The organism is Nodularia harveyana UHCC-0300, from assembly GCF_034931085.1.
In the GTDB taxonomy this organism is placed as follows: domain Bacteria; phylum Cyanobacteriota; class Cyanobacteriia; order Cyanobacteriales; family Nostocaceae; genus Nodularia; species Nodularia harveyana.
The window spans coordinates 1-4,471 of record NZ_JAYGHG010000064.1; the positions used below are offsets into that span (position 1 = coordinate 1).

The 4,471-nt window shown below is 42.0% G+C and carries 8 protein-coding genes and 1 pseudogene; 4 read left to right on the forward strand and 5 right to left on the reverse strand.

Features of this window, described 5'->3' with window-relative positions; all coding sequences use genetic code 11:
* The first annotated feature begins 175 nt into the window (after positions 1–175).
* Positions 176–331, forward strand: a complete 156-nt coding sequence (locus VB620_RS20720; protein ID WP_323198044.1) for a hypothetical protein — start codon at positions 176–178, stop codon at positions 329–331.
* 14 nt (positions 332–345) lie between these two features.
* Here the strand turns inward: VB620_RS20720 and VB620_RS20725 are convergent, their stop codons facing one another.
* Entirely contained in the window at positions 346–528 is a 183-nt protein-coding gene (locus VB620_RS20725; protein WP_323198045.1) for a hypothetical protein, read from the reverse strand.
* A gap of 11 nt (positions 529–539) precedes the next feature.
* Positions 540–953, reverse strand: coding sequence for a hypothetical protein (locus tag VB620_RS20730; protein WP_323198046.1), 414 nt, complete (start codon positions 951–953; stop codon positions 540–542).
* Between the two features lie 148 nt (positions 954–1,101).
* Between VB620_RS20730 and VB620_RS20735 the strand changes: the two genes are divergently transcribed.
* Positions 1,102–1,269 (forward strand): hypothetical protein, encoded by a 168-nt coding sequence (locus VB620_RS20735; protein ID WP_323198047.1) that lies wholly within the window; start codon positions 1,102–1,104, stop codon positions 1,267–1,269.
* Between the two features lie 623 nt (positions 1,270–1,892).
* Here the strand turns inward: VB620_RS20735 and VB620_RS20740 are convergent.
* Entirely contained in the window at positions 1,893–2,273 is a 381-nt protein-coding gene (locus tag VB620_RS20740; protein ID WP_323198048.1) for a helix-turn-helix domain-containing protein, read from the reverse strand.
* A 173-nt stretch (positions 2,274–2,446) separates the two neighbouring features.
* Between VB620_RS20740 and VB620_RS20745 the strand changes: the two genes are divergently transcribed.
* Both VB620_RS20745 and VB620_RS20750 read left to right on the forward strand, forming a co-directional pair.
* Positions 2,447–3,217, forward strand: a complete 771-nt coding sequence (locus VB620_RS20745) for a hypothetical protein (RefSeq protein ID WP_323198049.1) — start codon at positions 2,447–2,449, stop codon at positions 3,215–3,217.
* Positions 3,214–3,696 (forward strand): hypothetical protein, encoded by a 483-nt coding sequence (locus VB620_RS20750; protein ID WP_323198050.1) that lies wholly within the window; start codon positions 3,214–3,216, stop codon positions 3,694–3,696. Before VB620_RS20745 ends, VB620_RS20750 begins: the two co-directional genes overlap by 4 nt.
* A gap of 49 nt (positions 3,697–3,745) precedes the next feature.
* Here the strand turns inward: VB620_RS20750 and VB620_RS20755 are convergent.
* Positions 3,746–4,153: pseudogene (locus VB620_RS20755) on the reverse strand (transposase); the annotation flags it as partial.
* A gap of 174 nt (positions 4,154–4,327) precedes the next feature.
* Positions 4,328–4,471: transposase (locus VB620_RS20760; protein ID WP_323198051.1), on the reverse strand; the 144-nt coding region annotated here is incomplete at its 5' end.

Consider the following 4,471-nt stretch of genomic DNA (forward strand, 5'->3'; position numbering starts at 1 on the left):
TAATTGAGATGTTTTTCTCAAGATGTGCTGCAACTATTTTTTCTCTAAGATCGACAGAGTATGACTTCATTTAAAAATATTTATATTTTAATCTAGTGTACCTCATTACAGACGTAAGTGCTGTATTAGTTATGCCACTCAGACTCTTGAGGGTACTCATGCTTGGGATACTTTTATGTCTCTTGTTGCCACTACTCGTAAATTGGGAATCAGCTTTTTTGAGTATGTGCGTGACCGCATTTCTCAGCTTGGGGATATTCCATCTTTGGGGTCTATTATTCGCGAAAAATCTGTTCTCAATCCCTTGGGTTGGTCATGGATGCCCGAATAACCCCTTCCCCCGAACTATTGAGCGGATACGACTAAACTATTAATTACTTCTGTCCGAATGTCAGAACACCAATCATCTGGGAAGTCTGGACAAAGTTCTAAAATTTTAGCCTCTATCTGGGTGGCTGTTACTTCATTAATACCCTTAGCCTTGAGAGTTCGGCGGATAGAGTCTACTTTGTTCTTGAGTTCTTTCATTTTGAATGCTCCTATTTATTTCGAGTAATTGCTGTAAAAAATACAATTCTGCAAGCTTGCGAATAGCTATATACAGAATGTTTGCCAAACTGTAACCCAGCTTTATACCAAGCATTTATCAGCATCCTCTTGGTTACATTCGGCTTGATTTGACGAAGTATTGAAAGTATCATTTCTCCTGTAAATTCCTGATAGCTTGAATACTTATTCAGGAAATTTTCATAGGCTGTGAGTGACTGCTTTGTTAGCACCGTCCTGGGGTAGGAAGCTTTCAGTTGGGCGTAAGATTGCACTGATTTGAGGTTGATAGTTACACCGGAGCGCTCCAACTCATTCCTAATCTGTCTCCAACGACGATCTGACAAAGTGCCACTGATGGCCTCAAAAGCTTGTCTGTAGTAGTCCTTTTTTACTTGGTTGACCATATAGGCAGTTACAGATGTAATTCATCTGTTAGCATTCTAGCCTATAGTGGCTATTATGGCTTTGATGGATATATAGACATTACTTATCAGAAGTGGCTGAATAGCAATAGAATCCTATATAGCCACAAACATCCATCCATCAGCCACAATGAAACCCAATTCAGACAAGGATTTAGTACAAGTGAGAGTTTCAATACCAGAAGATTACAGACGGCTATTTAAGGCGTTGTGCGCTGAATTAGGCACTGATATGAGTAAGAAACTGACTGAGATGATACGCCAAGAACTGATTAGCGCTGGAAAACTTAAGGAGTAGCTTTGAAACGTATCTGCAAAAAATCTTTGAAACCTAAGTTACCTAACGCTATCGCCACGAACGAAACCATCAGGGTTACAGCCGCGTGACAGCTGAAAAATCCCTCAAAATTCTGTCGCCAGTCAGGTTTAACTGTGAAACGTAACTGGATAGCGACACCTGCGACATTTACCATATAAAGATTCTAGGCTTTGAAATATATCTGCCAGCGAAAATTTACCCCAAAATACCCCCGAAAAAACTGGGTGCAAAACTGGGAACTTCCCGAACTACTTATAAAAAACTTTGACGATTGCGCGAATGTGATTGAGTGTCGGCATAGAGCCGAGATATCAACGAGAACGGAAATAATATCTGAAAAGGCTTAATTTTTCGTTGTCTATAACGGTGTTAAGTACAAAGAAGTAGCAAATGACCAAACCTAAGCAGGATAATCGTTAAGAGCCTTAATTTCCGAATATGCAGCTATATCAGCTCAATGCCAACTTATCTATCGCCCTTTCTCCCAGTTTACGAGCAGTCGCAGTGTTAATTGTTTTTCCTTATACATACTGCGATCCATTTTCAGCATTCTTAGTATGAAACTGGGTTGGGTGCTAACGTTTCTATTTATTACCAATGGTTTAAACTGCGATCGCATTGTCAACATCTTCAGCATGGAAGCGACCGAGGCGCGTTCGCTTCCACTTGCGACCGATGGCAATCATCGCCGCTTCCATTTCCTCATCGTCAGCCAATTCAATCAGTTCAACTAGCTTTTCTCCCACAGTAGGTTTTTTGGTGGGTACAGGTTGCTCTGCTAGGAGCTGGCAAAAGTAGCGGCGCGAACCTGGGGCTAACTCATCCATTGCCGCCAACAAAGACATTAAAACTTCTGGACTAAGCCAAGTTTTACCAGACCTAAAATCTGATAAATGATTAGCGCTTATTCCAGCAAGCTTCGCTAATTCCTTCCCTTTAATGCCGTATAAATCCTGAGCCTGCTTGAAAAGCTGATGAATCATAAAGCTTTTTTTCCCAAAATACACGCCAGTAATTGTATAAAAGTGATATTATCCAACTACTAGGTTAATCAAATTAATCTGCAAGTTTGTTTGATTAATTCAAGTTTACACCAAATAAAACAGCCCTGGTGCATTGCCGTGCATCAAGGCCACAAAAAACATAGGTTTGAAATATGGAACAGCATTATCGGCTGACCCTCAGTGATGCGATCGCCAAATATCAAGGTGGCGATCTAACTGCGAAAGGTTTAGTTCACTTCTACATTCTTATCAGATGCAGACCCGGTTGGAAAATCCGTCTAGAGCATCAAAAAGTTTGTAAAGAATTAGGCATCCAAAAAACTGCATTCTACAACGCCATTAGCCGACTACGAGAGGAAGGCTCGATTAACTGGGAGGCCCCCCAAGGAATTGTAGTTTCATTGTCAATAAGCGAGTCATTCCGCGAATGCGGAATGGAGTCCGCAATCGCGGAAACTGAGTCCGCAATCGCGGAAACTGAGTCCGCAATCGCGGAAACTGAGTCCGCAATCGCGGAATCAAAATCGCCAGATGCTTTGGAGAATGGGCAGTTCGGCGATTCCCCAGATTTATTAACAACTTCTTATCAACTATTTATCAACTCTCTCTCAGAGAACGAGAGAGAGAATTTTTTAGATTTTGGTAAGAAGAAAGCAGCAGAACTGAAAAATCCGCCAGTGCAATTACCACTCAAATGGATTGAGAAGAACTTTGACGAATTGCGAGCGCAGTGGGAAAAACTTCGGGGTGTGGTTCGTGGTTCCAAATGGGAAAGTGACCCCCGCCGCCAAGAGTGGCTAGATAAAATTCGCTCCCTTGGGTTCGCGGGGTTCATTTTTGAAGATGGCAGTTTAGATAAGCAGCGCAAGGAATTTTATCAGTGGGCTAACTCTCACAACTTAATTTGGGGGAATGAAATATGAAATTACCTGAACTTCCCCCAGAACCAATCCGCGATGAAGACCAGCCGGGATATCAAAAAGAAATTTGGCAACCGTCCTGGCGCTGCTTCTGCTGCGAGGACACGGGAATTGTGAGATCCAGACTGGCAGCTATGGTAATTCGTGGCTACAACTCCAACCGCGATCGCTTGCCGATTTGTCAGGCTCCAGGCTGTAACGCTGGTGTGAACTGGCTACACCTAGAGGGAAACATAGACATGAGGCTAACGGCGGCAATTTGTCAGGAATTAGACCGTATCAGCCGCGAGGACTGGCGACAGTCCACACAGCAAAAGTTCATCAACCTCAAGGCTATATCTCAAAAAATGGCGATGCCAGGAAGTTGCGAGCGTACAGAGCAAGATAACCGCGAAGTGCAGCAGCGAAAGGCTGAAATTGAAGCGACTAGCTCTGACCAATGGGCGGCTATGAGAAATGCATATTTGGAGGTGGATAAGTAGGGCTTGCTGAAAAAGTCGAGAAAAAACTTGAGGAGAATTGAGTGGGTAGTCAGGCAGGAATAAAGATAAGTTTTCGTTGTCTAAAACTGCCTAATTCATCAATTTTATTCATAGGAACCAGGGAAAAAGACGTAATTTTGAAAAATTGACATAGAAATCCCCAAAAAAGCCGTAATAACAGGGTGGAAAGATTCATGACTAAAAAAGTTATGGCAATAGAAGTTAAAGAAGTATGAGGCAGTTTAGCCATGACTCTACCCTGGGTAAATCTGCGTTTACCCTGTCCAAATTTACCCTCAATAGAGTTACGAATCCGCTCATCATCAGCGGCTTGTTTCTTTTGTTCTTGGCTAACATTTTTTGGTGGTCTTCCTAATGGTGGACCACTAATTCTAATTCCTCGTTCTTTACACCAAGCTCGGTTGTCTCTAGTCCGATAAATTGAGAGCATCTCAACTTTGTTAGAACAAAAGAACTAACAGCACCTAAAGCGTGTCATTAAGATAAGCACAGCGATGCATGAGGACTTGAGAGACATTAGATTGATTCCATTGCGCTCCAGAGATTTTTACCCCTCTTCTGTCACTTTCCGGCTATTCTGAATAAAAGAATAAAGGTTCTTCGGTTACTTTTATGGAGAATTAATAGTAAAATGCCAGTTTAATAAACTGCGTAACCTAAAATTGCTGAAGTTACGGAAGCCATATCCCAGCCTTTTAATTAACTTGAGTTTATTATTAATTCCTTCTACAGTACCACTCGTAGTTTTACTGTC